The 24,772-nt window shown below is 74.7% G+C and carries 30 protein-coding genes; 19 read left to right on the top strand and 11 right to left on the bottom strand.

Annotation, left to right across the window (positions count from 1 at the left end):
• Positions 1 to 202 precede the first annotated feature (202 nt).
• Both IE096_RS00500 and IE096_RS00505 read right to left on the bottom strand, forming a co-directional pair.
• A complete protein-coding gene (locus IE096_RS00500) occupies positions 203 to 1,465 on the bottom strand; it encodes a cytochrome P450 family protein (protein WP_189447257.1) in 1,263 nt (420 codons plus the stop codon).
• A gap of 107 nt (positions 1,466 to 1,572) precedes the next feature.
• Positions 1,573 to 2,331 carry a DUF72 domain-containing protein gene (locus IE096_RS00505; protein WP_189447259.1) on the bottom strand — a complete coding sequence of 253 codons (759 nt, stop codon included), beginning with the start codon at positions 2,329 to 2,331 and terminating at the stop codon, positions 1,573 to 1,575.
• A 45-nt stretch (positions 2,332 to 2,376) separates the two neighbouring features.
• On the opposite strand from IE096_RS00505, the gene IE096_RS00510 reads away from it, so the two are divergent.
• The 5 genes from IE096_RS00510 (at position 2,377) to IE096_RS00530 (ending at position 5,475) form a co-directional block, all read left to right on the top strand.
• Positions 2,377 to 2,790, top strand: a complete 414-nt coding sequence (locus IE096_RS00510) for an HIT family protein (protein ID WP_189447261.1) — start codon at positions 2,377 to 2,379, stop codon at positions 2,788 to 2,790.
• Between the two features lie 97 nt (positions 2,791 to 2,887).
• The gene (locus IE096_RS00515) at positions 2,888 to 4,243 is read left to right on the top strand and encodes a phosphoribosyltransferase (protein WP_189447263.1); all 1,356 of its coding nucleotides are present in this window, start codon (positions 2,888 to 2,890) and stop codon (positions 4,241 to 4,243) included.
• A gap of 27 nt (positions 4,244 to 4,270) precedes the next feature.
• Positions 4,271 to 4,540: a dsRBD fold-containing protein gene (locus IE096_RS00520; RefSeq protein ID WP_126917328.1), complete on the top strand. Its 270-nt coding sequence runs from the start codon at positions 4,271 to 4,273 to the stop codon at positions 4,538 to 4,540.
• A gap of 15 nt (positions 4,541 to 4,555) precedes the next feature.
• Positions 4,556 to 4,843, top strand: a complete 288-nt coding sequence (locus IE096_RS00525) for a DUF1876 domain-containing protein (RefSeq protein WP_126917327.1) — start codon at positions 4,556 to 4,558, stop codon at positions 4,841 to 4,843.
• Between the two features lie 83 nt (positions 4,844 to 4,926).
• Positions 4,927 to 5,475 (top strand): hypothetical protein, encoded by a 549-nt coding sequence (locus IE096_RS00530; RefSeq protein ID WP_189447265.1) that lies wholly within the window; start codon positions 4,927 to 4,929, stop codon positions 5,473 to 5,475.
• 32 nt (positions 5,476 to 5,507) lie between these two features.
• On the opposite strand, the gene IE096_RS00535 is transcribed toward IE096_RS00530, so the two are convergent.
• The 6 genes from IE096_RS00535 to IE096_RS00560 are packed head-to-tail and all read right to left on the bottom strand — an operon-like array spanning position 5,508 to position 9,261.
• Entirely contained in the window at positions 5,508 to 7,283 is a 1,776-nt protein-coding gene (locus IE096_RS00535; protein WP_189447267.1) for a complex I subunit 5 family protein, read from the bottom strand.
• A gap of 6 nt (positions 7,284 to 7,289) precedes the next feature.
• A complete protein-coding gene (locus IE096_RS00540) occupies positions 7,290 to 7,634 on the bottom strand; it encodes a sodium:proton antiporter (RefSeq protein WP_189447268.1) in 345 nt (114 codons plus the stop codon).
• Positions 7,631 to 8,365, bottom strand: a complete 735-nt coding sequence (locus tag IE096_RS00545; protein WP_189447269.1) for an MnhB domain-containing protein — start codon at positions 8,363 to 8,365, stop codon at positions 7,631 to 7,633. Before IE096_RS00545 ends, IE096_RS00540 begins: the two co-directional genes overlap by 4 nt.
• Positions 8,362 to 8,658, bottom strand: a complete 297-nt coding sequence (locus tag IE096_RS00550; RefSeq protein ID WP_189447270.1) for a hydrogenase subunit MbhD domain-containing protein — start codon at positions 8,656 to 8,658, stop codon at positions 8,362 to 8,364. Before IE096_RS00550 ends, IE096_RS00545 begins: the two co-directional genes overlap by 4 nt.
• Complete coding sequence (locus IE096_RS00555; protein WP_189447271.1) at positions 8,651 to 9,094, bottom strand: MrpF/PhaF family protein; 444 nt, start codon at positions 9,092 to 9,094, stop codon at positions 8,651 to 8,653. The genes IE096_RS00550 and IE096_RS00555 overlap by 8 nt, the downstream gene beginning before the upstream one ends.
• A complete protein-coding gene (locus IE096_RS00560; protein WP_189447272.1) occupies positions 9,091 to 9,261 on the bottom strand; it encodes a hypothetical protein in 171 nt (56 codons plus the stop codon). The genes IE096_RS00555 and IE096_RS00560 overlap by 4 nt, the downstream gene beginning before the upstream one ends.
• 190 nt (positions 9,262 to 9,451) lie before the next feature.
• On the opposite strand from IE096_RS00560, the gene IE096_RS00565 reads away from it, so the two are divergent.
• Positions 9,452 to 9,781 carry a thioredoxin family protein gene (locus tag IE096_RS00565; protein ID WP_189447274.1) on the top strand — a complete coding sequence of 110 codons (330 nt, stop codon included), beginning with the start codon at positions 9,452 to 9,454 and terminating at the stop codon, positions 9,779 to 9,781.
• A gap of 22 nt (positions 9,782 to 9,803) precedes the next feature.
• Here the strand turns inward: IE096_RS00565 and IE096_RS31105 are convergent, their stop codons facing one another.
• Positions 9,804 to 10,343 carry a hydrogenase maturation protease gene (locus IE096_RS31105; RefSeq protein ID WP_229819831.1) on the bottom strand — a complete coding sequence of 180 codons (540 nt, stop codon included), beginning with the start codon at positions 10,341 to 10,343 and terminating at the stop codon, positions 9,804 to 9,806.
• Positions 10,340 to 12,067, bottom strand: coding sequence for an enoyl-CoA hydratase-related protein (locus IE096_RS31110; protein WP_229819832.1), 1,728 nt, complete (start codon positions 12,065 to 12,067; stop codon positions 10,340 to 10,342). Before IE096_RS31110 ends, IE096_RS31105 begins: the two co-directional genes overlap by 4 nt.
• A gap of 275 nt (positions 12,068 to 12,342) precedes the next feature.
• Here IE096_RS31110 and hypA point away from each other — a divergent pair, with 275 nt between their 5' ends.
• The 6 genes from hypA to hypE all read left to right on the top strand — a co-directional run bounded on the left by hypA (position 12,343) and on the right by hypE (position 18,317).
• The gene (gene hypA, locus IE096_RS00575; protein ID WP_189447276.1) at positions 12,343 to 12,699 is read left to right on the top strand and encodes a hydrogenase maturation nickel metallochaperone HypA; all 357 of its coding nucleotides are present in this window, start codon (positions 12,343 to 12,345) and stop codon (positions 12,697 to 12,699) included.
• Positions 12,699 to 13,472 (top strand): hydrogenase nickel incorporation protein HypB, encoded by a 774-nt coding sequence (gene hypB / locus IE096_RS00580; RefSeq protein ID WP_189447278.1) that lies wholly within the window; start codon positions 12,699 to 12,701, stop codon positions 13,470 to 13,472. Before hypA ends, hypB begins: the two co-directional genes overlap by 1 nt.
• Positions 13,469 to 15,856: a carbamoyltransferase HypF gene (gene hypF / locus IE096_RS00585; RefSeq protein WP_189447279.1), complete on the top strand. Its 2,388-nt coding sequence runs from the start codon at positions 13,469 to 13,471 to the stop codon at positions 15,854 to 15,856. Before hypB ends, hypF begins: the two co-directional genes overlap by 4 nt.
• Complete coding sequence (locus IE096_RS00590; protein WP_189447281.1) at positions 15,819 to 16,112, top strand: HypC/HybG/HupF family hydrogenase formation chaperone; 294 nt, start codon at positions 15,819 to 15,821, stop codon at positions 16,110 to 16,112. Before hypF ends, IE096_RS00590 begins: the two co-directional genes overlap by 38 nt.
• Positions 16,109 to 17,242, top strand: a complete 1,134-nt coding sequence (gene hypD / locus IE096_RS00595) for a hydrogenase formation protein HypD (protein WP_189447283.1) — start codon at positions 16,109 to 16,111, stop codon at positions 17,240 to 17,242. Before IE096_RS00590 ends, hypD begins: the two co-directional genes overlap by 4 nt.
• Before the next feature lie 85 nt (positions 17,243 to 17,327).
• Positions 17,328 to 18,317 carry a hydrogenase expression/formation protein HypE gene (hypE, locus tag IE096_RS00600; RefSeq protein ID WP_189449432.1) on the top strand — a complete coding sequence of 330 codons (990 nt, stop codon included), beginning with the start codon at positions 17,328 to 17,330 and terminating at the stop codon, positions 18,315 to 18,317.
• A 29-nt stretch (positions 18,318 to 18,346) separates the two neighbouring features.
• On the opposite strand, the gene IE096_RS00605 is transcribed toward hypE, so the two are convergent.
• Positions 18,347 to 18,715, bottom strand: coding sequence for a hypothetical protein (locus IE096_RS00605; RefSeq protein ID WP_189447285.1), 369 nt, complete (start codon positions 18,713 to 18,715; stop codon positions 18,347 to 18,349).
• A 112-nt stretch (positions 18,716 to 18,827) separates the two neighbouring features.
• On the opposite strand from IE096_RS00605, the gene IE096_RS00610 reads away from it, so the two are divergent.
• Genes IE096_RS00610 through IE096_RS00640 form a run of 7 tightly spaced genes read left to right on the top strand, consistent with a single transcriptional unit; the run spans position 18,828 to position 24,752 of the window.
• A complete protein-coding gene (locus IE096_RS00610; RefSeq protein WP_373297978.1) occupies positions 18,828 to 20,294 on the top strand; it encodes a hypothetical protein in 1,467 nt (488 codons plus the stop codon).
• Positions 20,291 to 21,412 (top strand): NADH-quinone oxidoreductase subunit B family protein, encoded by a 1,122-nt coding sequence (locus IE096_RS00615; RefSeq protein WP_189447286.1) that lies wholly within the window; start codon positions 20,291 to 20,293, stop codon positions 21,410 to 21,412. The genes IE096_RS00610 and IE096_RS00615 overlap by 4 nt, the downstream gene beginning before the upstream one ends.
• Positions 21,409 to 23,205, top strand: a complete 1,797-nt coding sequence (locus tag IE096_RS00620) for a nickel-dependent hydrogenase large subunit (protein ID WP_189447289.1) — start codon at positions 21,409 to 21,411, stop codon at positions 23,203 to 23,205. The genes IE096_RS00615 and IE096_RS00620 overlap by 4 nt, the downstream gene beginning before the upstream one ends.
• Positions 23,198 to 23,743 carry a NifU family protein gene (locus IE096_RS00625; protein WP_189447291.1) on the top strand — a complete coding sequence of 182 codons (546 nt, stop codon included), beginning with the start codon at positions 23,198 to 23,200 and terminating at the stop codon, positions 23,741 to 23,743. The genes IE096_RS00620 and IE096_RS00625 overlap by 8 nt, the downstream gene beginning before the upstream one ends.
• Entirely contained in the window at positions 23,740 to 24,345 is a 606-nt protein-coding gene (locus tag IE096_RS00630) for a DUF5947 family protein (RefSeq protein WP_189447293.1), read from the top strand. Before IE096_RS00625 ends, IE096_RS00630 begins: the two co-directional genes overlap by 4 nt.
• An 11-nt stretch (positions 24,346 to 24,356) precedes the next feature.
• Positions 24,357 to 24,563: a hypothetical protein gene (locus tag IE096_RS00635; RefSeq protein WP_189447294.1), complete on the top strand. Its 207-nt coding sequence runs from the start codon at positions 24,357 to 24,359 to the stop codon at positions 24,561 to 24,563.
• Positions 24,564 to 24,596: 33 nt separating this feature from the next.
• A complete protein-coding gene (locus tag IE096_RS00640) occupies positions 24,597 to 24,752 on the top strand; it encodes a hypothetical protein (protein ID WP_189449715.1) in 156 nt (51 codons plus the stop codon).
• Positions 24,753 to 24,772 lie beyond the last annotated feature (20 nt).

Here is a 24,772-nt window from a genome sequence, read left to right on the forward strand (position 1 = left end):
GCCGACGGGCTCGATAGGGGCGCGCATCACCGGAGCGCGTCGGTCCGGCGCCTGTGGGAGCCCGCGGCACGACGGCCGTACTTACCGACCGGAGCGTCTCGAACACGGAGGGTGACCGGCAAGGCATCCGGGCCCCGCCCACCCGTCCTGATGAACAACACCCGCCCGGGGATTGGCTGTTGGCCCGGATGGGCAGGGGACCTCAATGCCGTGCGGCGTGGGTGACGGGGAGTTCGCGCGGGCCGCGCACCAGGAGCCCCGGGCGGTACGGCAGCCGTTCCGGCTCGGCGGCCAGGGCCAGGCCGGGGAGCGCGTCGAAGAGCCGCGGCAGGGCGATCGCCGCCTCCATCCGGGCCAGCCGCGAGCCGAGGCAGAAGTGCGGCCCGTGACCGAAGGCGAGGTGCGGGGCGGCCCGTTCCGCGCCGTCGTCCGCCGTCGCGTCCGCGAGGTAGCGGGCGGGCCGGAAGGCGTCCGGGTCGGGGAAGCGCTCCGGGTCGCGGCCCGCCGCCGCGAGCACGACGAGCACGGACTCCTCCGCCGGTATCACCGCTCCCCCGCCGAGGTCGACGGGCTCCGTCGTGCGCCGCCAGGTCGTGCCCTCCAGGGGGCTGGCGTGCCGCAGGGTCTCCTCGACCACGGCGGCCCAGCGCGCCCCGCCGCCCTCCCGGGCGGCGGCGAGCTCGCCCGGGTGGGTGAGCAGCAGCAGCGACGCGGAGGCCAGCAGGTTCATGGTCGTCTCGTAGCCGGCGAAGAGCAGCAGGAACGCCATGGCGAGCAGTTCGCCGTCGTCGAGGCCGCCCTCGCTCGCGTCGTGCACCAGCGCGCTGAAGAGGTCGTCGCCCGGGGAGCGGCGCTTGTGCGCGATCAGCGTGGTGAAGTACGCGTGGAGCGCGGCCCACGCCTCGTCGGTCGCCCCCCGTTCCAGGGCGTCGGTGGGCGAGCCGACGCGGTAGGTCCACTCCCGCAGGGAAGCCCGGTCGGCCTCGGGGACGCCCAGGACCTCGCCGATCACGAGGACGGGCAGCGGGAAGGCGAAGGAGTCCACCAGGTCGGCGGTCCCCTCACGGGCCAGCAGGGCGGACACCTCCGCGACCAGGCCGTCGGTGATCCGCTCGATCCTCGGGCGCAGGGCGTCCACGCGGCGCGGGGTGAAGGCGGCCGTGGTCAGCCGGCGCAGCCGGAGGTGGTCGGGGGCGTCGGAGTTGAGCATGTGGCGGGCGAGGCAGGCCTGGGCCCGCCGGGCCGGGGAGTCCGGCTTGGGGCGGCCGGCGCGGGGTGGCGGCACGTTGGAGAAGCGGGGGTCGGCGAGGACCTCCCGTGCCCGGTCGTAGCCGGTGACGAGCCACGCGTGCGTGCCGTTGGCGAGGGCCACCCGCGCCACGGGGCCCCGGGCGCGCAGCCGCGCGTAGTACGGGTACGGGTCGTGTGCGAAGCCGGGGTCCGCGGGGTTCAGGGTTTCGGGCACCCGCTCATCCTCACCGATGACGGTGCGTTCCCGGCCCCGGGGCCTTGTCAGCGCTGTGGGGGCGGGCCTGTGCGGTTCCTACAAAGCACCGCGGTTCCCGCGAAGCGCTACGTGGCCGGGGTGCGGCTGACCGTGCGGCCCAGCCGGCCGGCGGCCCGCGCGAAGGCGGCCGCGTCGTGGACGGCGGCGCCGCCGGGGTCGTTGTTGAAGTACGAGTAGACGTCGGCCCGGTCGGGCCAGGTGTCGGCGATCCGCCCGGCCCAGCTCGCCAGCGCCTGCCGGCCGTAGCGGGGCCACGGCTCGGCCGCGCCGCAGTGGAAGCGGACGTACCCCCAGTCCGCCGTGCGCCACAGCGGGGTCACCGGCCGGGAGCCGTGGTCCGCCCAGCACAGCGCCGCGCCGCGGTCCGTGAGGACGGCGCGGATGTCGTCCGTCCACCAGCTGTCGTGCCGGGGCTCGACGGCCACGCGGACGCCCGGCGGGAAGCAGCCGAGCACGGTGTCCAGGGCGGCGGCGTCGCCCCGGAGCGTGGGCGGGAGCTGGAGCAGCACGGGCCCCAGCCGGTCGCCCAGCCCGGCGGCGTGCCGCATCAGCCGGTCGACGGGCTCCTCCGGGTCGCGCAGCCGCTTGATGTGGGTGAGGTAGCGGCTGGCCTTGACGGCCATGACGAAATCCCCGGGGACGCGGGCGCGCCAGTCCGCGAAGGTCTCGGGCGTGGGGAGCCGGTAGAAGGCGTTGTTGTTCTCGACGGTGGCGAAGTGCCCCGCGTACTCCTCCAGCCACAGCCGTTGCGGAACGTCGGCGGGGTAGAGGCCGCCGCGCCAGTCCTTGTACTGCCATCCCGAGGTGCCGACGAGGAGGGGCATGGGTGATCCCTGCCCGCAGGCGGCGCGCGTAGTTCACTGGTCTGCGTGGAGTGCCTCTTTTGCGCGATCGCGGCCGGTGAGGCCGACGGACACCGGGTCCTCGACGACGGGACGGCGGTGGCGTTCCTCGACGCCCGTCCGCTGTTCCCCGGCCATGTGCTCGTCGTGCCCCGGCGGCACGCCGAGACGCTCACCGACCTGCTGCCGGAGGAGATCGGTCCGTTCTTCACCCGGGTGCGGCGGATCGCGGGCGCGGTGGAGCGCGGCACGGGCGCCGCGGGGTCGTTCGTGGCCGCCAACAACCGGGTCAGCCAGTCCGTGCCGCACTTCCACGTGCATGTGGTGCCGCGCAACCGCAAGGACGGTCTGCGCGGCTTCTTCTGGCCGCGCGGGCGCTACGCGTCGCGGGAGGAGGCGGCGGAGGTGGCCGCCCGGATCCGGGCGGCGCTGGAGGACTAGACCACGGCAGGTCCCGCGTGGACTATCACCCTCGATCCGGTCATATTGGGATTACGGATCCCCCAGGAACCGGACACCGGGGGCCGGAGGTGTGGGCATGCGATTCGACGACCGAGTGGACGCGGGCCGGCGCCTCGCCGGCCGGCTGGAAGACCTCCGCGACGCCGATCCGCTGGTGCTGGGCCTGCCGCGCGGCGGGGTCCCGGTCGCCTTCGAGGTGGCGCACGCGCTCGGCGCCCCGCTGGACGTCATCCTGGTCCGGAAGCTGGGCGTCCCGTACCACCGGGAGCTGGGGTTCGGGGCGATCGGCGAGGGCGGGATACGCGTCATCTCCGAGGACATCATGCGGATGAGCCGGGTCGACGAGGACGACCTGGCCGAGGTGCAGCGCGCCGAGGAGGCGGAGCTGGCCCGGCAGGCGAAGCGCTTCCGGGGCGGACGGTCGCGGATCCCGCTGACGGGCCGGACCGTGATCGTGGTCGACGACGGCATCGCCACCGGCGCCTCCGCGTCGGCGGCCTGCCGGGTGGCCAGGGCCGAGGGGGCGGCCAGGGTCGTGCTCGCCGTGCCCGTCGCGCCCCCGGACGCGGCCGAGCGGATCGGCCCGGAGGTGGACGAACTGATCTGCCTGAGCACACCGCCTCTCTTCTCCGCCGTGGGCGAGTGGTACCGGGACTTCTCCCAGACCACCGACGAGGAGGTCGTCGCCCTGCTGCACAGGAACGCCGAGGAGACCGGCGGCGAGGGGGGCTGCGAAGGCGAGGGGGGCTGCCGGGCCCGTACCGGCCCGGTCGAGCTGCCGGTGGAGGACGGGCGCGTCCGCCTGCCCGGCGATCTGAGCGTGCCCGCCGGGGCCGCCGGCATCGTCGTCTTCGCCCACGGCAGCGGCAGCAGCCGCTTCAGCCCCCGCAACCGCGCGGTGGCCGAGGCACTGACGGAGGCGGGACTGGGCTCGCTCCTGTTCGACCTCCTCACCCCGGAGGAGGAGGCCGACCGGGCGAACGTCTTCGCCGTCGGGCCGCTGGCCCGCCGGCTGACCGAGGTGACCCGCTGGCTGCGGCGCCACACGGCCCTGCCCGTCTGCTACTTCGGCGCGAGCACGGGCGCGGCGGCCGCCCTGCTGGCCGCCGCCGACGCGGCGGAGGAGCACGCGCGGGGGGAGGGCGAGGACATCACCGCCGTGGTGTCCCGGGGCGGCCGCCCCGACCTGGCCGGGGCCGACCGGCTGGCCGAGGTCACCGCGCCGACCCTGCTGATCGTCGGCGGCCGGGACGAGACGGTCCTCGACCTCAACCGGCAGGCGGCGGCCGCGCTCCGCTGCGAGCACCGCCTGGCCGTCGTGCCGGGCGCCACCCATCTCTTCGAGGAGCCCGGAACCCTGGACGCCGTGGCGGACCTCGCCCGCGAGTGGTTCACCGGGCATCTGGCGGCACCGCCCGCCCCGGCGGGCTGAACCATCGTCATACGGCAGGTGAGCACCATGGAGAAGATCGTCGACTGCGCCATCGACATGCAGTTCCGGGAGATCGACGCCACCACCCAGGCGGATGTCCGGCTCCGGATGCACGACGGGTCCGGCATGAGCGCCCAGGGCATCGCCAACCGCAATCCCGACGACCGCCGCCAGCAGCGCGTCGGCGAGGAGGTCGCGGCCGCCCGGGCCCTCAACAACCTCGCCGAACAGTTGCTGGCCAAGGCCAGTGACGACATCAGGGAGGTCATGCACGAGGACGCGCAACTGTCGCACTGAGAGCGAGGAGCGACCATGCCGCACACAGCCGACTGGGAGGTCCGCCTCCACCTCTTCGAGGACGAAGGAAAGACGACGGCGCGAGCGGTCCTGGAGACGGGCACGTCCTCCCTGACCGGCACGGGCACCGCACGGCGCGCGGCCGGCGACGAGGACGTGCCGGACATCGGCGACGAGTTCGCCGCGGCCCGCGCCCTGCGCGACCTCGGCGGCAAGCTCCTGCGGACGGCGGAGCACGACGTGGAGGCCAGGGGCGCCGCTCCCTCCCCCAGGGAGTCGACGCCGTACGGCTGGGACATGTGAGGGGAAGGCCGGTGCCGTTGCCCGGTTTCCGCCCGTTTCCGGCGGCGAAGTATCGAAAGGGGGCCACTGAGGAGGGGGCGGACATGACGGTGATCGTCGGGCTCGCGTACAACGGGCGGGTGCATCTGGGCGGGGACTCGGCGGGCGTCGCCGGGCTGAGGATCACCGTCCGCCGGGACCCGAAGGTCTTCCGCAACGGCCCCTACGCCATGGGCTTCACCACCAGCTTCCGCATGGGTCAGCTGCTGCACCACGCGTTCAAGGCGCCCCGGCCCAAGGGGGATCTGGACCGGTTCATGACCACCGTCTTCGTCGACAAGCTGCGCGCCTGCCTCAAGGACGGCGGGTGGGCGCGCAAGGACTCCGAGCAGGAGCAGGCCGGGACGTTCCTCGTCGGCGTGTACGGCCGCCTGTTCACCGTCTACGACGACTACCAGATAGCCGAACCGGCCGACGGCTACGCGGCCGTGGGCTGCGGCAGCGAACTCGCGCTCGGCGCGCTGCACGCCACCGCGGGCTTCGGCCTCAAGCCGCGCGCCCGGCTGTCCCTGGCCCTCACGGCCGCCGGTCACCACAGCGCCGGGGTGTCCGCGCCGTTCAGCTACGTCACCGCGCGCAGAGGCCCTTCCTGAGCCGGTGGCCCTTCCCGAGAGCCGGTGGCCCCTCAGCCGGCGGGCCACAGGGCGAGCGCCGCCAGCAGCCCGATGCCGGCCGCCGCCCACGCCACGTAGTCGCCGACGTGGCCCGAGTGGAGGCGGCGCAGCGGGGCGCTCCAGCGCCCGCCGGGCCTGCCGGTGCGTACGGCCGCCGTGGCGATGCCGGTGGCCAGCGCGGCGGACAGCAGGCCGAGGCCCGCGCCGGACCAGGTCCACCACGTGGTCGCCGCGGGGTAGGCCGTCGCCCGGCCGTCGAGGACGGCGGCGGCGTAGCCCGCGTGGTCGGTGAACGCGTGCGCCGCGCCGGCGACGCCCCGGGCGAGCGCGGGGACCGTGCCCACGGCGAGGGCGCCCACGAGGAGCAGGGCCGCGACCGTCGCCATCGGCGGGGGCGGTCTGCGCACCGGGCGTCCGGTCTCGGGTTCCTCGTCGCCGCCGGTCTCCGGTTCCTCGGCGGCGGGCTGTCGCCCGGCGCCCAGGAAGACGTGCGCGGCCACGCGCAGCACCGCGCCGCCCGTGATCGCGGAGACGAGGACGAACAGCGCGGCGAGCCAGGGGGATTCCTCCTCGGCCAGGGCCTTGCCCAGGCCCGTGCCGAAGGGGGGCAGCCCGGCGAGCGCGAGGCCGCCGGCGGCGAAGAGCAGGCCGATGCCCGTCATGTCCCGTCCGCGCCCGTGGAGTTCGCACTCGTCGACGCTGCCGTACCGGTCGAGGAGCAGGCCGGAGCAGGCGAACAGCGCGGCCTTGACCCCGGCGTGGCCCAGGACGTACAGGCACGCGCCCGTCGTGCCCTCCGGCTCGGCGGCGGCCAGCGCGGCGAGGAACAGTCCGGTGTGGCCGACGGTGGAGTAGGCGAGCAGCCGCTTCACGTGCCGTTGCTGCCAGCACATCACCGCGCCCACCAGCGCGGTCGTCACCCCCAGGACGAGGAGGACCCGGTGGGCGTCGCCCGCCGGGACGCCGCCGGGCCCGGCGAACACCGTGGTGCGGACGCGCGCGACCCCGTAGACGCCCATCTCCACCATCACCCCGGACAGCAGCATGCACACCGGGGTGGGGGCGACGGCGTGGGCGTCCGGCAGCCAGAAGTGGAAGGGCACGGCGGCCGCCTTCACCAGCAGTCCCGTCAGGATCAGGACGAACGCGGTGACGACGAGGACGTCGGCGCGCGGCCGGGTGTCCAGCTGCCGGCCCGCCTGGGCCATGCCGAGCTCGCCGGTGCGGGCGTAGAGCAGGGCGATGCCGAGCAGCGAGGCGTAGCCGCCGAGGGAGTTGACGAACCCGAAGGCCAGGGCGCCCTGGACCGGGCGCTTCTCCTCGACGTGGTAGCCGGTCAGCGCGTATCCGACGACGCCCATCAGTTCGAAGAAGACGAACGCGTCGAAGAGGTCGCCGGTGAGCGCGAAGCCGCACATGCCCGCCTGGAAGAGCAGGACGAGCGCGGGGTAGGCGCCCGGGTGGCCGTGCGGCGGCTCGTCGAAGTAGCGCCAGGAGTAGACGAGCACGGCGGTCACCAGCAGGGACGTCAGCCCGGCCAGGCCCAGGCCCACCCGGTCGCCGACGAGCACGATGCCCGCGCTGTGCCCGTGGACCGGCGTCCAGTCCCCGACCCAGGTCACGGCGGTGCCCCGGGCGAGGAGCACCGCCGAGAACCCGGCGCTGCCGGCGGCGCAGGCGAGGCCGACGGACTCCGCCACCGGGCGCGCCATCCGCCGGCCCGCGCCCACCAGGAGGGCGGCGCCGAGCAGGGGGACCGCCACGATCAGCGGCAGGAACCGGTCCATGGTGGCTCAGCCCCTCAGTGCGAAGAGTTCGTCGGGGTCGGTGGTGCCGAAGCGTTTGGCGGTCTGGACGACCAGGGCGAGCAGCAGCGCGGTCACCGTCGCCCCCACGACGACGTCGGTCAGGGCCAGGGCCTGGACGACCGGGTCGACCACGGTGACGCCGGGCTTGACGTCGGAGAAGACCGGCGCGGTGCCGCCGTGGCGGTAGCCGACGGACAGCAGCAGCACATAGGTGGAGGACTGGGCGACGGCCAGACAGCCCACGGCGTGCACCAGGTCGCGGCTGGTGGCCAGGCCGTACACGCCGACCAGGAAGATCCATGCCGCGACGAGGTAGGGCAGCACCGTCATTCCCGGCCTCCTTCGATCTCCAGGGCCTGGCTCAGGAAGCGGGCGAGCAGGACGACGACGGCCGAGGCCACTTCGACGCCCACGGCCGCGTTGAGCAGCGGGACGGTGCCGCCGGAGGCGAGCGTGTTGAAGGTGCCGTAGGGCAGGACGTTGGCGAGGTACGCCGCGCCGGCCAGCAGCCCGCCCACGCCGGTCAGGACGTAGGCCGCCTCGCCCAGGGCGTCGCCGATCTCGTACAGGCCGACGGCCCGGACGCGCTTGAGCGCCGGGTAGTCGATGGCGACGTACAGCAGGTGGAAGGCGGTGGCGACGACGACGCCGCCCTGGAAGCCGCCGCCGGGGCTGAGCTGGCCGTGCGCGATGACGTACAGCCCGACGAGGAGGGTGACGGGCAGGGCGGCGATCCCGTAGCGGCGCATCGTGGCGGGCACGGACACGGGGCGTGGTTCCGAGGTCCGCTCGTCCTCGGTGCGGCGGAGCAGCACGACGGTGCCGAGTACGGACGCGAAGAGGATGCTCTCCTCGCCGAGGGTGTCGAAGGCGCGCTGGTCGAAGTTGACGGCGGAGACGGTGTTCGCGGTGTTCCGGCGCAGGGCGGCCTCGACCGCGCGGTCGCCGTAGGGGTGCCAGGGGCCGCCGAAGGACGGCACCCGCAGGACGGCGGCCACCAGCAGTGCCGCCGTCGCCAGGAGGCCGGCGGCGAGGACGCACAGCCGCGCGCGCCGGCTCATCCGCGTCGCTTTCCGCCGTGCCGCTCCCCGTCCCGCCGCTCCCGCTGCCGCCGGACCTTGCGCACCGTCAGCAGGATCATCAGCGGGGTGAGGGCGGATCCGACGCCGAGCTGGGAGAGGCCGACGTCGGGCGCCTGGAGGACCGTGAAGAGCACGGCGAGCCCCAGGCCGAGCAGGGAGAGGACCACGGCCTGGCGGGCCGGGTCCCGGTTGAGGACGGCGGCGGTGGCCGCCGCCGCGACGAACAGCAGCGAGGCGACGATCAGGACGTCGTCGACGGCCGGGTCAGCCATGGCGCACCGCCCTGGTCGTGGCCACTCCCCCGGCCAGCAGCAGCGCGCCGATGACCAGCAGTTTGACGGTCGCGCGGCCCGGTCCGGTGACCACGCACAGCGGAAGGACCGTCGCGGCCGTGCCGACGGCGACGACGGGGGTGAGCCGGCGCGTCCCGGGTGGTTCCCCTCCCTCCCCGGCTTCCTCCCCGGTGAGGAGGAGCCGGGCGAAGACCAGCGTCCCGGCGGGCCCGAGCACCGAGAGGACGAGCGCGAGGTCGACGTAGGCCGGTCGTCCGTAGCCCTGCGCCAGCAGCAGGAACACCAGGCACAGCAGCAGCGTCGCGTAGTTCTGCGCCACGACGCGCCGCCCGGGGGCGCCCCGCGCGGCGTTCCACAGGCTCGGGCCCACACCGGCGATCAGGAGCAGCGCGGCGGCGGCCAGCCACCCGTTCACTCGCGCGCCGCGCGCCGGGCGGCGCGGGCAGCCCAGGCCCCGGCCAGTGCCGCCGCCGCCCCGACGGCCAGCTCCAGGACGTCGACCGTGCCGATGAACACGATCCACAGCGCGGTGAGCCCGGCCCACCAGCCGGCGGCCTCCAGCGGGCCGCTTCTGATCCGCACCCGGTTTCACCTCCGTGCCCGGCGAGAACGCGCCCCAGTATCGGCCTCCGGACGGTGGGGACAGGGGGAACGGTGCTGGTGTGTCGCGGTTTCGCCGCCGACGTGCGGGGCGGCCGGAGTCGTGGAACGGTGTGGCGTGGTGCCGCGGGCCGCCGCGGAGAGCCGATCCGTCGCGAGGGGATGCGGGAGCATGTCGGTCACGTCGTTGACGAGCCTGGACGAGTTCGAGAGGGCCGTCGCCCTGGAGCGGCCCGTGGTCGTGTGCTTCTGCGCCACCTGGGCCAATCTCTGCCGGACGATCGTCCCGGTGTTCGAGAAGCTCTCGGAGCTGCCCGAGTTCACTCGCGCGGTGGGCTTCTACAGCGTCGACGTGGACGAGGCGTACGAGGTCGTCCAGAAGGCGGGCGTCGGTCCCGTGCCCGCCTTCATCGCCTTCCGGGGCGGCAGCAGGCTCGCGGAGGTGGTGGCACCGACCCCGGAGGCGCTGCGGGAGTTCGTCGGCGCCGCCGGGGACTCCTGAGCGACGCGCGGCACCTTCTGCGTCAGCCCGGCAGCCGCTCGGCCGGGTGCCCGAGCAGCAGCTCCGCCACCACGGTCTCCAGGAGCCGTACCGCCTCGCCGACCGACGCGCGGACGGGGTCGCTGAGACCGTGGACGACGTCGGGCTCGTCGCCGCGCATGCGCGTGAGCGGCTCGCAGCCCACGAGCACCACGCGGGGGAAGGCCAGGCCCTCCCAGCCGGCCAGTTCGCGCGCGGTGGCCAGGACCTTCACCGGGTCCATGCCGTGCGCCTCGGGGGCGCCCGGGGCGAGGTCCGTGCCGGGTCCGTCGACGTCCAGGACGTACAGGGTGCCCGGGGGGCCGCCGCGCGGCACGGCGTCGACGAGGACCGCGGCGTCGTAGCCGTCCAGCAGCCGGTAGACGAGGTCCATGCCCCGGATGCCGAAGTCGGCGGCGTCCACGCCGTCCGGCAGGGGGGTCTCGCGCAGGGCGGCGATCACCTCGGGGCCGAAGGCGTCGTCGGCGAGGAAGATGTTGCCGATGCCCGCGACGAGGACGCGCGGGCGGGCCGGGGCGGTCACCGCCGCCGCTCCGGGGAACGGCGGACCGGGCGCGGCCGGGAGAGCCGGTCCAGGTGTTCCCCGGCGCCCGGCGCCGGCCGTTTGCGGACGAACGCCGAGCGCAGGGCGTGGTAGGGGGCGTCGGGGTCGAAGAAGGCGGCGCGCATGCGGCGCAGTTCGTCGGCGCGGTAGGCGGCGAGCGGCCGGATCCGCTCGTCCTTCTCGCGGGCCGCCTTCTTCACGGCGATCCGGGCCGCCGTGTCGGTGTGGCGGGTGAGGTCGTCGGCCGTGCGGGCGACGGCGGCCGCGAACTCCCCGGGTGGGGCGGGCAGTACGCGGTCGACGAGCCCGAGGACGAGGGCGCGGGCGGCGCTGACCGGCGCGGCCTGTTCCGTCAGCGCCGCCGCCTGCTCGGCGCCGACGCGCCGGGGCAGGGTGTAGGTCCAGTACTCGGAGCCGTACAGGCCCATCAGCCGGTAGTGGGGGTTGAGGACGGCGCCGTCCCGGCACCACACCTCGTCGGCGGCGAGCGCCAGCATGGCCCCGCCCGCGCCGGCGCCGCCGCCGACGGCCGCGACGACGAGCCGGTCGGTGGTGGTCAGCACGGCCTCGACCAGGTCGTCCATGGCGTTGATGTTCGCCCATGACTCGGCGGCGGGGTCGGCCGCGGCCTCGATGACGTTGAGGTGGATGCCGTGGGAGAAGATGTCGCGTTCGCCGCCGAGCACCAGCAGCGCGGTGGGGCGCCGGCACGCCTGACGGTAGGCGTTGAGCAGACGCCAGCAGTGGGACGTGCTCATCGCGCCGCCGGGGAAGCGGAAGCGCAGGAAGCCCACCGGCCCGGTCTCCGTGTAGCGGATGTCGCTCCAGGTGTCCCGGCCGGGCCGCGGCTGGAGGGGGGCCGGGATCTCGGGGACGGGCGGCAGGCGGTCGCCGAGGGCGAGGGCGGCGGGCAGCTTGAGGCCGGGCGGGTGGGTGTCCGTGCGGCAGCGCCGCAGTTCGGGGATCCACACCGCTCCGTCGACGGTCGCGCGGCAGACGGCGCCCGCCCGGGTGGCCAGCACCCGCCCGGGCCTGCCGCGCAGCCGGTCCTCGGCGTGGCCGCCGTGCAGGAACCACTCGGCGCCCAGGAGTTCGTCCCGTACCCCCGGCTGGGAGTCGGCGGCCCGCAGGGCGCGCAGCACGGACTCGGTCGGCTGCTCCCGCCAGTCGATCCGGCGCTCCTCCTGTCGCAGGTACGGGCGGGCCCGCACGGGCGGGCCGTCCTGGGGGCGGGGTGTCCAGCGGCCCGACGCGTGGCGCTCCACCGCGAGGAGGACGGCCCGGACGGCGGCGTCCGCGACCTCCCCCCGGTACAGGTCGCTCTTGGCCACCCCGTCGGGCACGGCGAAGCCCTCGGCCGCCCAGACGGCCCCGGCGTCCATCTCCTCCTCGGCCTGGAGCACCGTCACCCCCCAGTGGCGGGCGCCGTCGCGCAGGGCGTGGTCGAGGGAGGACGGGCCCCGGTCCCCCGGCGGGCCCGGGTGGACCACCAGGCAGGTGTGCCGGGACCAGACGTCCCGGGGGATCGCCGTGCGCAGCATCGGCGCGACGACCAGGTCGGCCGGGTGGCGGGCGACGGCCGCGCGCACGGCGTCCTCGTCGTCCACCACGGCGACGGCCGGGCTGTGGCCGCGGTCGCCGAGTTCGGCGAAGACCCGCTGGGTGAGGCTGTTGAACGCGCTGGCGACGAGCAGGATGCGCACGGCGACCGTCCTCCCGCGTGGGATGCGTCGGATGGGGCTGGGGGGACGGGCGTGGCCCGCCGTTCCCGAGGCGATCGTCACCGAGCGGCGGCGGGGCGCGGCGGCGCGCGGCCGTGCGGGTGTGCGGGATTGCGCCGCGCGGGCGAATACGTGCGGCCGCATGGACCGCTCCGGCCCCGCCGCACGGCCGGGGGCGCCGCGAGCCGGTCACTGTGGGGGCGTACGTGCTCCCGTGGGGCACTTGGCGGCCACGGGCGACGGGAGCGGCGAGGCGGATGCACGAGCTGTCCATCGCCGAGGCGATCGTCGAACGGGCGGCGGAGACCGCCCGGCTCCACGGCGGCGGACGCGTCACGGCGGTGCGGGTGACAGTGGGCGAACTGGCGGGCGTCGTTCCCGACGCGCTGCGCTTCTCCTTCGAGGTGGCCCGGGTGGGCACCGCGCTGGAAACGGCGCGGCTGGTGGTGCGCGACGTCCCGGCCCGGGCCCGCTGCGCGCCGTGCGGCGGCGAGTTCGCCGTCGGCTCGCCCCCGTCGATGTGGTGTCCCCGCTGCGACGGGCTGTCGCGGGAACTGCTGGGGGGCCGGGAGCTGGAGGTCACCGCCATCGAACTCGAGGAGGCGAGCGGGTGATGTGCCGCGTGGTGGATGTGCGACGGGCGGTCCTGGCGAAGAACGACACCCTGGCCGGTGCGCTGCGCGAGGAACTCGCCGGCCGGGGCACGATCGTGGTGAACCTGCTGTCCAGTCCGGGCAGCGGCAAGACCGCCCTGCTGGAGCGGGTCCTGGCGCACACGAGCGCGCGGGGCGTGCCCACGGCGGCGCTGACGGCGGATCTCGCCACGGAGCACGACGCGCGCCGCCTGGCCCGCTCCGGCGTGCCCGTCCGGCAGGTGCTGACCGGCGGGCTCTGCCATCTGGAGGCCGCGCAGCTCCGTGCCCACCTGGAGGGCTGGCTGCCGGCCGGCACCCGGGTGCTGTACGTGGAGAACGTCGGCAATCTCGTCTGCCCGGCCTCCTACGACCTGGGCGAGACGCTGCGGATCACGCTGATGTCGGTGACGGAGGGCGAGGACAAGCCGCTGAAGTACCCGACGGCCTTCGGTCTCGCGCATCTGGTCGTGCTCACCAAGACCGACCTCGAGCGGGCCGTGGGCTTCGACCGGGCGGCGTTCGTCCGGAACGTCACCGGCGTCAACCCCGGGGTGGAGATCGCGGAGACGTCGGCGCGGTCCGGGGAGGGCGTGGAGTCGCTGGTGGACCGGGTGCTGGCGGTGGTGCGGGGAGCGGCCGTCCACCGGCCGGCGATGGCGGCGGCCGCCCACGCCGTCGCCCACGCGAACACCCACGGCCCGGACGGTGACCACGCCCTCCCTCTCGGGGACCCGGCGGGCCGCCTGCCGTGACGACGGCCGCGGGGTCGTCCCCCGTCCGGTGCCGTCTGGTCGTGCGCGGCACGGTGCAGGGCGTCGGCTTCCGTCCGTTCGTGCACGGCCTGGCCCGGGAGCTCGGCCTCTCCGGGTATGTCGTCAACGACCCGGAGGGCGTCGTCACCGAGGTGGAGGGAGCGCCGGAGCCGGTGCGGGCGTTCTGTGAACGGCTCACCTCCGCGCCCCCTCCGCTGGCCGTGGTCGTCTCCGTCTCCCGGCGGGCCCTGCCCGCCCGGGGCGGCGGGGCGGGGTTCGCGATCCTCCCGTCCGGAACCGGCCCCGGACGCACTCGTGTACCACCCGACGCGGCCCTGTGCGCCGACTGCCTGGCGGAGCTCACCGATCCGGCCGACCGCCGCCACCGGCACCCCTTCATCACCTGCACCCACTGCGGGCCGCGGTTCACCCTCGTCACCGGCTTGCCGTACGACCGCCCGCGCACCACGATGGCCGCCTTCCCGCTGTGCGAGCGGTGCGCGGCCGAGTACGCCGACCCCGCCGACCGGCGTTTCCACGCGCAGCCGGTGTGCTGCCCCGGGTGCGGACCCCGGCTGCGGCTGGAGGACGACTCCGGCACGCGGTACGGCGCCGAGGCCATGGCGGCGGCCCGGGCGCTGCTGGCGCGCGGCGCGGTGCTGGCCGTCAAGGGGGTGGGCGGCTACCACCTGGCCTGCGACGCGGTCGACGAGGAGGCCGTCGCCCGGCTGCGGGCGGCCAAGGAGCGCGGCGGCAAGCCCTTCGCCGTCATGGCCGCCGACCTGCCCACCGCCCGGGCCCTCGCCCCGGTGGGCGGGGCCGAGGAGCGGCTGCTGACCGGGCCCCGGGCCCCCGTCGTCCTGCTGCGCCGGGCCGGTCCGCCCGCCGTGCCGCTCGCCCCCTCCGTCTGCCCCGGCGGCCCCGACATCGGGGTGATGCTGCCCTACAGCCCCGTGCACCGGCTGCTGTTCGGGCTGCCCGGCGACCCGCCCGGCCCGAGGGTGCTGGTGATGACCAGCGGCAACCGGTCCGGCGAGCCGATCGTGACCGACGACGCGGAGGCCGCCGCACGGCTGTCGGGCCTGGCCGACGCGCGCCTGGCCCACGACCGGCCGATCCACGCGCCGTGCGACGACTCGGTGGTCCGCGTGCGCGCCGACGGCAGCGTCCTGCCGCTGCGCCGCTCGCGCGGCTACGTCCCCGAACCGCTCGCCCTGCCCTTCGACGTCCCGCCCCTTCTGGCCGTGGGCGGCGATGTGAAGAACGCCTTCTGCCTGGGGCACGGCCGGTCGGCCTGGATGTCCCAGCACCTCGGCGACCTCGGCGAACTGTCCGCGGTCGCGGCCCTGGACCGGGCCGTCGAGCACCTCACCGGCCTCACCGGGGTGCGGCCCGAGGCACTGGCGGCCGATCGCCACCCCCGCTACCGGTCGGCCGCCTGGGCCCGGGAACGCGCCCGGGGCCGCCCGCTGCGACTGGTGCAGCACCACCACGCCCACATCGCCTCCGCCATGGCCGACGCGGGCCTGGACGGCACCTCGCCCGTCATCGGCGTCGCCTTCGACGGCACCGGCTACGGGGACGACGGCGCGGTGTGGGGCGGCGAGGTCATGCTCGCCGACTACACCGGCCAACGGCGCGCGGCCCACCTCGCCTATGTGCCGCTGCCGGGCGGCGACGCGGCCGTCCGCAACCCCTGCCGCATGGCGCTGGCCCACCTGCGGAGCGCCCGGCTCCCCTGGGACCCGGCCCTCCCGGCGGTGGCCGCCTGCGCGGAGGACGAACTGCGGCTGCTGGCCCGGCAGCTGGAGCGACGGGTGGCATGCGTGCCGACGTCCAGCATGGGGCGGCTCTTCGACGCCGTCTCCTCGCTCACCGGCGTCCGCCACCGGGCCGGGTACGAGGCGCAGGCGGCGGTGGAACTGGAGGCGTACGCGGCCCGGGGCCTGGCCGACCACGGCCGCCCGTACGCGTTCGCGCCGCGCGGCGGCCGGGCGGCGGAGGACGGGCCGTTGCTGCTCGATCCGGCGCCGGTGCTGCGCGCGGTGGTGGCGGACGTCCGCGCCGGGACGCCGGTGGAGGTGGTGGCCGCCCGTTTCCACCTGGCCGTCGCCGGCGCGGTGGCGGCCGTGTGCGCGGTCGTCCGCCGCCGGTCCGGCGTGGGCACGGTGGCGCTGACCGGCGGGGTGTTCGCCAACGCGGTGCTGGAGGAGGAGTGCGCCCGGCGGCTGGCCGGCGCCGGTTTCACGGTGGTGCGGCACCGGCGGGTGCCCTGCGGCGACGGGGGGCTGGCGCTGGGCCAGTTGCTCGTGGCCGCGCGGGCGGGCGAGCGGAAAGGAGAGGACCGTGTGTCTTGCGGTGCCCGGCAGAGTCGTCGGGGTTGAGGAGCGGGACGGCACCCGCATGGCCAAGGTGGATTTCGGCGGCGTCGTGAAGGACGTGTGCCTGGCCTATCTGCCGGAGATCGAGGTCGGCGACTACGCCATCGTGCACGTCGGCTTCGCCCTGCAACGGCTGGACGAGGAGGCGGCGTTGGCGACGCTGGAGCTGTTCGCCCGGATGGGCGCGCTGGAGGAGGAGTTCGGCGACGCGTGGGGGCTCGCGGCCGACGGGGCGGGAGAGCCGGAGGTGCCGAGGTGAGGTACCTGGAGGAGTTCCGCGACCCCGCGCTGGCCCGGCGGCTGCTGGACGAGATCCACGCGACCGTCACCCGGCCCTGGGCGCTGATGGAGGTGTGCGGGGGCCAGACCCACTCGATCATCCGGCACGGCATCGACCAGTTGCTCCCCGCCGAGGTGGAGCTGATCCACGGACCCGGCTGCCCGGTGTGCGTCACCCCGCTGGAGGTGATCGACAAGGCGCTGGCCATCGCCTCCCGCCCGGACGTCGTCTTCTGCTCGTTCGGGGACATGCTGCGCGTGCCCGGCACCGGCCGGGATCTGTTCCGGGTCAAGGGCGCCGGGGGCGACGTACGGGTGGTGTACTCGCCGCTGGACGCGCTGGAGATCGCGCGCCGCACCCCGGGGAAGCAGGTGGTGTTCTTCGGCATCGGCTTCGAGACGACCGCGCCCGCCAACGCCATGGCCGTGCACCAGGCGCGCCGGCTGGGCGTCCGCAACTTCAGCCTGCTCGTCTCCCACGTCCGCGTACCGCCGGCGATCGAGGCCGTCATGAGCTCGCCCCGCTGCCGGGTCCAGGGCTTCCTGGCCGCCGGGCACGTGTGCAGCGTGATGGGCGTGGGCGAGTACCCGGAGCTGGCCGAGCGGTTCGGGGTGCCGATCGTCGTGACCGGCTTCGAACCGCTGGACATCCTCGAAGGCGTCCGCCGCACGATCCGCCAGCTGGAGCGCGGCGAGCACCGGGTGGAGAACGCCTACCCGCGCGCCGTCCGCGACGAGGGCAACACCGCCGCGCTGCGCATGCTCGCCGAGGTCTTCGAGGTGACCGATCGTGCCTGGCGCGGCATCGGCACCATTCCGGCCAGCGGCTGGCGCCTGGCGGAGGCGTACCGGGAGTTCGACGCCGAGCACCGCTTCGCCGTGACGGACGTCAGGACGCTCGAACCGGCGGCGTGCCGCAGCGGCGAGGTGCTCCAGGGCCTGCTGAAGCCGTACGAGTGCGAGGCATTCGGCACGGCCTGCACCCCGCGCACGCCCCTGGGAGCGACCATGGTCTCCGGCGAGGGGGCGTGCGCGGCCTATTACCTCTACCGCCGTCTGGCCCCCGGCCCGGCGGCCACGACCGGCAAGGAGGCGAGCTCCGTTGGCTGAGGGCATCGTGGAGACGGCCGGCGCGCCGCCGGACCCGGCGGAGTGGAGCTGCCCCGCGCCGCTGCCGGACCGGCCCGTGGTCGTCATGGGCCACGGCGGGGGCGGGGCGCTGTCGGCGGAGCTCATGAGCGAGGTGTTCGCCCCCGCCTACGGCAACGACATCCTGGCCGTCCTCGGCGACTCGGCCGTGCTGCCCCTGGGCGGGGCCCGGGTGGCCTTCTCGACCGACTCCTACGTGGTGCGGCCGCTGTTCTTCCCCGGCGGCTGCATCGGTGACCTGGCCGTCAACGGCACCGTCAACGACCTGGCCATGAGCGGGGCGCGGGCCGCCTACCTCTCCTGCGCCCTCGTCCTGGAGGAGGGCACGGAGCTGACGGTCGTCGAACGGGTGGCCCGGGCGATCGGCACCGCGGCCGAGGCGGCCGGGGCCGTCGTCGCCACCGGGGACACCAAGGTCGTCGACGCCGGGCACGGCGACGGGATCTACGTCACCACCTCGGGGGTGGGGCTCGTCCCGGACGGGGTGGACATCCGCCCGCAACGGGCCCGGCCGGGCGACGTGGTCCTCGTCAGCGGGCCCGTCGGGCTGCACGGCGTGGCCGTGCTCAGTGTGCGCGAGGGCCTGGAGTTCGGTGTGGACGTCGTCAGCGACACCGCGCCGCTGGGCGGTCTGGTCGCCGCGATGCTCGCCGTCACCCGCGATCTGCACGTGCTGCGCGACCCCACGAGGGGCGGTGTGGCGGCGGCCCTCAACGAGATCGCCGCCGCCTCCGGGACGGGCGTCGTGCTCATCGAGGAGGCGGTGCCGGTGCCGGAGGCGGTCGCGAACGCCTGCGGGTTCCTCGGCCTCGATCCGCTCTATGTGGCCAACGAGGGGCGGCTGGTGGCCTTCGTCCCCCGGGAGCACGCGGACGCGGTGCTCGCCGCGATGCGCGCCCACCCGCAGGGGGCCGGGGCGGCCGTCATCGGGGAGTGCGTGGCCGAGCACCCGGGCACGGTGGTGGCCCGCACCGGGCTGGGCGGCACGCGCGTGGTGGACCTGCCGGCCGGGGAACAGCTGCCCCGGATCTGCTGAGGGCGAGCGGGCCGCTGCGGCGGACACGCTCAGATCTCCTCCTCCATCCGGATGGCGTCGCGCAGCTCGTCGAAGGCCTCGCCGCCCTCCTTGCCCTGGTGGTGCGCCAGCAGGGCCTTGGCGATCGCGTCGAGCTTGCGCTGGATCGCGTGCTCGGCCCGCAGCTCGGAGTTCTTGAGGAGGGCGAGCAGCAGGAGGGTCACACTGGTCATCAGGCCGGCGGCGAGCAGTTCGAGTTCCGTGGAGAGCCGGACGACGTGCATGGCCACGAAGTTGGCCACCAGCAGGAAGCACAGCGCGAAGAACGCTCGTGAGCTCGTGAAGTGGGAGGCCTTCTCGGCCAGTCGCTCGAAGGGCCGCCGCTCGCCTCCGCGCTCGGCCGGATGCCGGATGGTCACGCCCTCCCGGGTACCCGTCCGGCTCCCCGTCACACCACTGCGCGCCGGAGCGCGCACATCCGGACAGATCATGTGAAAGTGGGGTGACTCCGCGCGCACAAGGGAGACCGCATTGGCACCGAACCCGGTGGGCACCGCAGCCGGTCCCGCTCCCCCCTCGGAGCCCGTCCCCCCGTCGGAGTCCGCCTTCGACCGGGTGCGCGCCGTCGCGGACGCCGTCCTCTACGAGGGCTATCTGCTCTACCCCTACCGCCGTTCGTCGGGCAAGAACAGGGTGCGCTGGCAGTTCGGCGTGCTCGCCCCGCGCGACTGGGCCGAGGCCCAGGGACCGGAGACGCCCGGCGTCGCCGGTTCCGCCGACTCGTGGCGGCAGCGCACCGAGTGCCTCGTCCGGGCGACGGGCCCCGACCCCGTGGTGCGGGTACGGGTGCGGTTCCTCCAGGTGCGGCGGAAGCGGGTGGAGCGGCGCACGCCCACCGGCGGCTACGCCCCGGTCGACACCCTGGAGCTGGCCGGGGCCGTCCACGTCCCCTTCGACGAGGCCGTCCCGCAGGAGTGCGACATCGCCGTCCCGCTCGCCGACCTCGTGGCGCACGAGCGGGAGTTCGCCGTGGGGGCGCCCGGCGGGACGGAGACCGAGGAGCTGGGCGGGGGCGTCGGGCGGGTGGTGCGGCAGCGGCTGCCGCTGCGGGCCCGGACGCTGCTGCGCGCCGAGCGCGTCGACGCCGGGAAGGGGCTGTTCCGGCTCCGCGTGCGCACGGAGAACACCGGGGCGGCCGGGCCGCGGAGCAGGCGCGAGGAGGCGCTGCGCCACGCGCTGATCGCCACCCACACCGTCATCGGCGGCGACGGCCTGTGCTTCCTCTCCCTGCTCGACCCGCCGCCGTGGGCACGCGCGCACGCCGCGGGCTGCCGTAACCTCCACACCTTCCCGGTGCTGGCGGGCGAGCCCGGCCGTTGCGACCTCGTCCTCTCCTCGCCCATCATCCTGCCCGACCGTCCCCGGGTGGCCCCGGAGAGCCCGGGCGACCTCCACGACGCCGCCGAGATCGACGAGATCCTCACCCTGCGCACGCTGCTCCTGACCGACGAGGAGAAGCGCGAGGCGCGGGCCACCGACCGGCGGGCCGCGGAGATCCTCGACCGGGTGGACACCATGCCGCCGGAGGTGTTCGGCCGGCTGCACGGCGCGATCCGTTCGATGGGGCCGCGCGCCACCGGGGCGCCGGTGCCGTGGTGGCGGGAGGGCGGGGACGACGGGGTGTGCCCGGCCACGGACAGCGTGCTCGTCGACGGGGTCGTGGTGGCGGCGGGCGGCCGGGTGGTGCTGGCACCGCGCGGCCGGGGCGCCGACGCGCAGGACATGTTCCTCGTCGGCCGTACCGCCCGGGTGGCGGGGGTCTTCCACGACGTGGACGGGAGCGTGCGGCTGGCGGTGACGATCGAGGACGACCCGGCGGCGGAACTCCACGACTGGTACGGCCGGTTCCACTACTTCCGGCCGGACGAGGTCCGGCCCCTGGCCGCGAGCACCCACGACCAGGTCCACGACCGGGAACGAGGGAGGACGAGGACATGAGCGGCGACAACGGTACCGACGGGGCGAAGGGCTTCGACGAGATCGACATCCTGTGGATCTCCGAGGGGATGAGCTGCGACGGCGACACGGTCTCCCTGACCGCCGCCGACCGGCCCGCCCTGGAGGACGTGCTGCTGGGGCTCGTCCCCGGCCTGCCGAAGGTGAACCTCCACAACAAGGTCCTCTCCCCCACTCTGGGCGGCGAGGAGTTCCTGGCCCCCTTCCGGGCCGCCGTCCGGGGCGAACTGGAGCCCTTCGTCCTCGTCATCGAGGGGTCGGTGCCCAACCAGAACGTCATCGAGGGCGACGGCTACTGGACGTCCTTCGGCAACGACCCGGAGACCGGCGAGCCGCTCACCCTCAACTGGTGGATCGACCGGCTGGCGCCGAAGGCCTGGGCCGTCATGACCGCCGGGACGTGCGCCGCCTACGGCGGCATCCACGCCATGGCGGGCAACCCCACCGGCTGCATGGGCCTGGCCGACTACCTGGGCTGGGACTTCCGGTCCAGGGCCGGGCTGCCCGTGGTGAACGTACCGGGCTGCCCGATCCAGCCCGAGAACTTCATGGAGACCCTCGGCTGGATGCTCCAGCACGCCGCCGGCACGGCCCCCGCGCCACCGCTGGACCACATGCTGCGCCCGCAGTGGCTGTTCGGCCGGACCGTCCACGAGGGCTGCGACCGGGCGGCCTACTACGAGCAGGGCGACTTCGCCATGGACTACAACTCGCCCAAGTGCCAGGTGAAGATCGGCTGCTGGGGCCCGGTGGTCAACTGCGACGTCCCCAAGCGCGGCTGGATGGCGGGCGTCGGCGGCTGCCCGAACGTCGGCGGCATCTGCATCGGCTGCACCATGCCCGGCTTCCCCGACGCCTTCATGCCGTTCATGGACGAGCCCACCGGCGGCGCCCTCTCCGCCACGCTCATCAAACCGTACGGCGCGCTCGTCCGGCGGCTGCGCGGCATCACCAACACGGCCGTCAACCGCGAGCCCAAGTGGCACCACAACGGCCCCGACCTGACCACCGGCTACGACCCCACCTGGCGCTCGCGCGGCACCCACGCACCGCGGAAGACCCGGGCGACGACACGAACGAAAAGGCGAGAACTCACATGACGGCAACGGCCGACCGGTCGACGGGGGAGCGCAAACCCGCGAAGATCGTGGAGATGTCCTGGGACCCGATCACCCGGATCATCGGCAACCTCGGCATCTACACGAAGATCGACTTCGCCAACGGCGAAGTGACCGAATGCCACAGCACCTCGTCGCTGTTCCGCGGCTACTCCGTCTTCCTCAAGGGCAAGGACCCCCGGGACGCCGGCTTCATCACCTCGCGCATCTGCGGGATCTGCGGCGACAACCACACCACGTGCTCCGACTACGCCCAGCAGATGGCCTACGGCGTCAAGCCGCCGCCGCTCGCCGAGAGCATCGTCAACCTCGGCGAGGCGGCAGAGTACATGTTCGACCACACCATCTTCCAGGACAACCTGGTGTTCGTGGACTTCTGCGAGGCGATGGTCAAGAGCACCAACCCCGGTGTCCTCGCCCGCGCGGAACGCACCCAGGCGCCCCGCGGCGAGATCCACGGCTACCGCACCGTCGCGGACATCATGCGCGCCTTCAACCCCTTCGAGGGCGAGGTGTACAAGCAGGCGCTCAAGATCAGCCGGATCACCCGCGAGATGTTCTGCCAGATGGAGGGCCGGCACGTCCACCCCTCCACCCTCTACCCCGGCGGCGTCGGCACCCAGCCCACCCCCACCACCTTCACCGAGTACCTCTCCCGCCTGATGCGCGTCCTCGACTTCGTCAAACAGTCGGTGGCGATGAACGACGACGTCTTCGACTTCTTCTACGACGCCCTCCCCGGCTACGAGGAGGTCGGGCGCCGCCGGATCCTCCTCGGCTGCTGGGGCGCCTGGCAGAACCCCGACGTCTGCGACTACCGCTACGAGACGATGAACGACTGGGGCAAGGCCATGTACGTCACCCCCGGCGTCATCGTGGACGGCAAGCTCGTCACCAACAATCTCGTCGACATCAACCTCGGCCTGCGCGTCCTGCTGGGCAGTTCCTTCTACGGGGACTGGACGGCCGAGGAGCCGTTCGTCACCCACGACCCGCTCGGCAACCCCGTCGACATCCGTCACCCGTGGAACCAGACCACCCTGCCCGAGCCGCAGAAGCGCGACTTCGACGGCAACTACAGCTGGGTGATGAGCCCCCGCTGGTACGACCAGGGCACCGACAGCCATCTGGCCCTCGACACCGGCGGCGGCCCCCTGGCCCGGCTGTGGTCCACCGCCCTCAACGGGCTCGTCGACACCCCCTACGTCAAGGCCACCGGCCACAGCGTGCGGATCACCCTGCCCAGGAGCGAGAAGCTGCCCGAGACCACACTGGAGTGGAAGATCCCCCGGTGGAGCAACACCATCGAACGCGACCGGGCCCGCCCCTACTTCGTGGCCTACGCCGCCGCCATGGCCTTCACCTTCCTGGAGCGCGCCATGGACATGGTCCGCTCCGGCGATACCCGCACCTTCACCGACTTCGAGGTGCCGGACGAGGCCATCGGCTGCGGCTTCCACGAAGCGGTGCGCGGCGTCCTCTCCCACCACCTGGTGATCAAGGACAAGAAGATCGCCAACTACCACCCCTATCCGCCCACCCCCTGGAACGCCAGCCCGCGCGACAGCTACGGCACCCCCGGCCCGTACGAGGACGCCGTGCAGGGGCAGCCCGTCTTCGAGGAGAACGGGCCGGACGACTTCAAGGGCGTCGACATCATGCGCACCGTCCGCAGCTTCGACCCCTGCCTGCCCTGCGGCGTGCACATGTACCTCGGCCGCGGCCAGGTGCGGAAGACCGTGCACTCCCCGACCTTCGGCGCCGGCCATGGCTGACCCCCTGCCCCTGCTGACCCGCGCCGACGACCTGCTGGGAAAGCTGGAGGCCGCCCCCGGGCCCACCGCGCGGACCGCCCTGGACGCCGTACGGGTCCTCACCGAGCTCTACGGCGAGGCCCTGACCCGGGTGCTGGAGGCGGCCGGTCCCGCGATCGCGGAGCGGCTGGCCGACGACGAGCTCGTCGGGCATCTGCTGGCCCTCCACGGCATCCACCCCGAGCCGGTCGAACGGCGGGTGGCCCGGGCCGTCGAGGCCGTCCGGCCCGTCGTACGGGACCGGGGCGGCGAGCTGCGCCTGGCCGGGGTCTCCGACGGTGTCGCCACCGTCCGGCTCAGGACGTCCGGCTGTCCCTCCTCCGCCGCCGGTCTGGCGGACGCCGTCCGGGAGGCCGTGCTCGCGCTCGCCCCCGAGCTGTCGGACGTCCGCCGGGCGCCGGAGGACGAGGATCGGCCGCCGGACGAGCAACGGCCCGGCGCGTTCGTCCCCCTCGACGCCGTCCGCACCCGCCCGGCGACGGCCGGGAGGCCCGCGTGACCGGCGGGGCCCTGGCCCGGGTCATCGCCCGGCCGGCCGCCGGGCCCCCGGGCGAGCCGGACCGCTGCGACCTGTGCGGCACCCCCGCCGAGGACGGCCACCGGCATCTGTACGGCACCGAGCGGGCCGAGGTGCTGTGCGCCTGCCGGGCGTGCGCCCTGCTGTTCACCCGCGAGGCGGCCGGTGCGGACCACTACCTGCTGATCCCGACGCGCCGGGTCCGCCTCCCGCCCGTTCCCACGGAGGGGCTCGGCGTGCCGGTGGGGCTCGCCTTCTTCGTCCCGCGCGCCGGCGGCGAGGTGACGGCCCACTATCCGAGCCCGGCCGGGGCGACACGCTGGGAGGTCGCCCCGGAGGGCTGGCGCGAGGTCGTCGGCCGGTGCCCGTCGCTGAGCGCGCTCGTGCCCGAGGTGGAGGCCCTGCTCGTCAACACCGCGCGGGGGCGGCAGGACCACTGGATCGTCCCCGTCGACGACTGCTACCGGCTCGTCGCCCTGGTACGGCGGGAGTGGCGCGGCCTGTCCGGCGGCGACCGGATCCGGCCGGCGATCGACCGCTTCTTCACGGACCTCGCCGAACGCGGCGAGGACGCCCGGAGGTAAGGAGAGAGCGCATGGGCCGCATCCGGGTCGGCAAGGCCGACGTCAAACCCGACACCCCGACCCACGTCCGGGGTGTCCACGAGGGCAACAAGGGCCCGCACACCCGCCAGCCCGGCCACCACGAGGACGGCACGTCCGACGCCCGGCGGTCGACGGGCATCCACGCGAAGGAGCACGACGCCGTCCTGGACGTCATGCCGAACATCCCGCCCGGCTGAGCCGGGACCCCGTCGACCGAAGGAGTGCGACGCATGGCCGGACCCATGGCCAGACGACTGCTGATCACACAGGCCCTGGTGGCCGGAGCGGTGACGCTCGGCATCCTGGTGAAGGAGTTCCCCGGGCTCGTCCGGGAGATCCGCATCTGGCGGATGGTGGGCCTCCGTTCCAGGACGGCCCGTTCCTGACGGCCCGTCCGGTCCGCCGC

This window comes from Streptomyces abikoensis (genome assembly GCF_014648775.1).
Taxonomy (GTDB): domain Bacteria; phylum Actinomycetota; class Actinomycetes; order Streptomycetales; family Streptomycetaceae; genus Streptomyces; species Streptomyces abikoensis.

Excerpts from the sequence above, each read along its gene's own strand:
- IE096_RS00505 (WP_189447259.1), bottom strand. The coding sequence starts at position 2,331 with ATGCCCCTCCTCGTCGGCACCTCGGGATGGCAGTACAAGGACTGGCGC.
- IE096_RS00515 (WP_189447263.1), top strand. The coding sequence starts at position 2,888 with ATGCGATTCGACGACCGAGTGGACGCGGGCCGGCGCCTCGCCGGCCGG.
- IE096_RS00520 (WP_126917328.1), top strand. The coding sequence starts at position 4,271 with ATGGAGAAGATCGTCGACTGCGCCATCGACATGCAGTTCCGGGAGATC.
- IE096_RS00525 (WP_126917327.1), top strand. The coding sequence starts at position 4,556 with ATGCCGCACACAGCCGACTGGGAGGTCCGCCTCCACCTCTTCGAGGAC.
- IE096_RS00530 (WP_189447265.1), top strand. The coding sequence starts at position 4,927 with ATGACGGTGATCGTCGGGCTCGCGTACAACGGGCGGGTGCATCTGGGC.
- IE096_RS00535 (WP_189447267.1), bottom strand. The coding sequence starts at position 7,283 with ATGGACCGGTTCCTGCCGCTGATCGTGGCGGTCCCCCTGCTCGGCGCC.
- IE096_RS00540 (WP_189447268.1), bottom strand. The coding sequence starts at position 7,634 with ATGACGGTGCTGCCCTACCTCGTCGCGGCATGGATCTTCCTGGTCGGC.
- IE096_RS00545 (WP_189447269.1), bottom strand. The coding sequence starts at position 8,365 with ATGAGCCGGCGCGCGCGGCTGTGCGTCCTCGCCGCCGGCCTCCTGGCG.
- IE096_RS00550 (WP_189447270.1), bottom strand. The coding sequence starts at position 8,658 with ATGGCTGACCCGGCCGTCGACGACGTCCTGATCGTCGCCTCGCTGCTG.
- IE096_RS00565 (WP_189447274.1), top strand. The coding sequence starts at position 9,452 with ATGTCGGTCACGTCGTTGACGAGCCTGGACGAGTTCGAGAGGGCCGTC.
- hypA (WP_189447276.1), top strand. The coding sequence starts at position 12,343 with ATGCACGAGCTGTCCATCGCCGAGGCGATCGTCGAACGGGCGGCGGAG.
- hypB (WP_189447278.1), top strand. The coding sequence starts at position 12,699 with ATGTGCCGCGTGGTGGATGTGCGACGGGCGGTCCTGGCGAAGAACGAC.
- hypE (WP_189449432.1), top strand. The coding sequence starts at position 17,328 with ATGGGCCACGGCGGGGGCGGGGCGCTGTCGGCGGAGCTCATGAGCGAG.
- IE096_RS00615 (WP_189447286.1), top strand. The coding sequence starts at position 20,291 with ATGAGCGGCGACAACGGTACCGACGGGGCGAAGGGCTTCGACGAGATC.
- IE096_RS00620 (WP_189447289.1), top strand. The coding sequence starts at position 21,409 with ATGACGGCAACGGCCGACCGGTCGACGGGGGAGCGCAAACCCGCGAAG.
- IE096_RS00625 (WP_189447291.1), top strand. The coding sequence starts at position 23,198 with ATGGCTGACCCCCTGCCCCTGCTGACCCGCGCCGACGACCTGCTGGGA.
- IE096_RS00635 (WP_189447294.1), top strand. The coding sequence starts at position 24,357 with ATGGGCCGCATCCGGGTCGGCAAGGCCGACGTCAAACCCGACACCCCG.
- IE096_RS00640 (WP_189449715.1), top strand. The coding sequence starts at position 24,597 with ATGGCCGGACCCATGGCCAGACGACTGCTGATCACACAGGCCCTGGTG.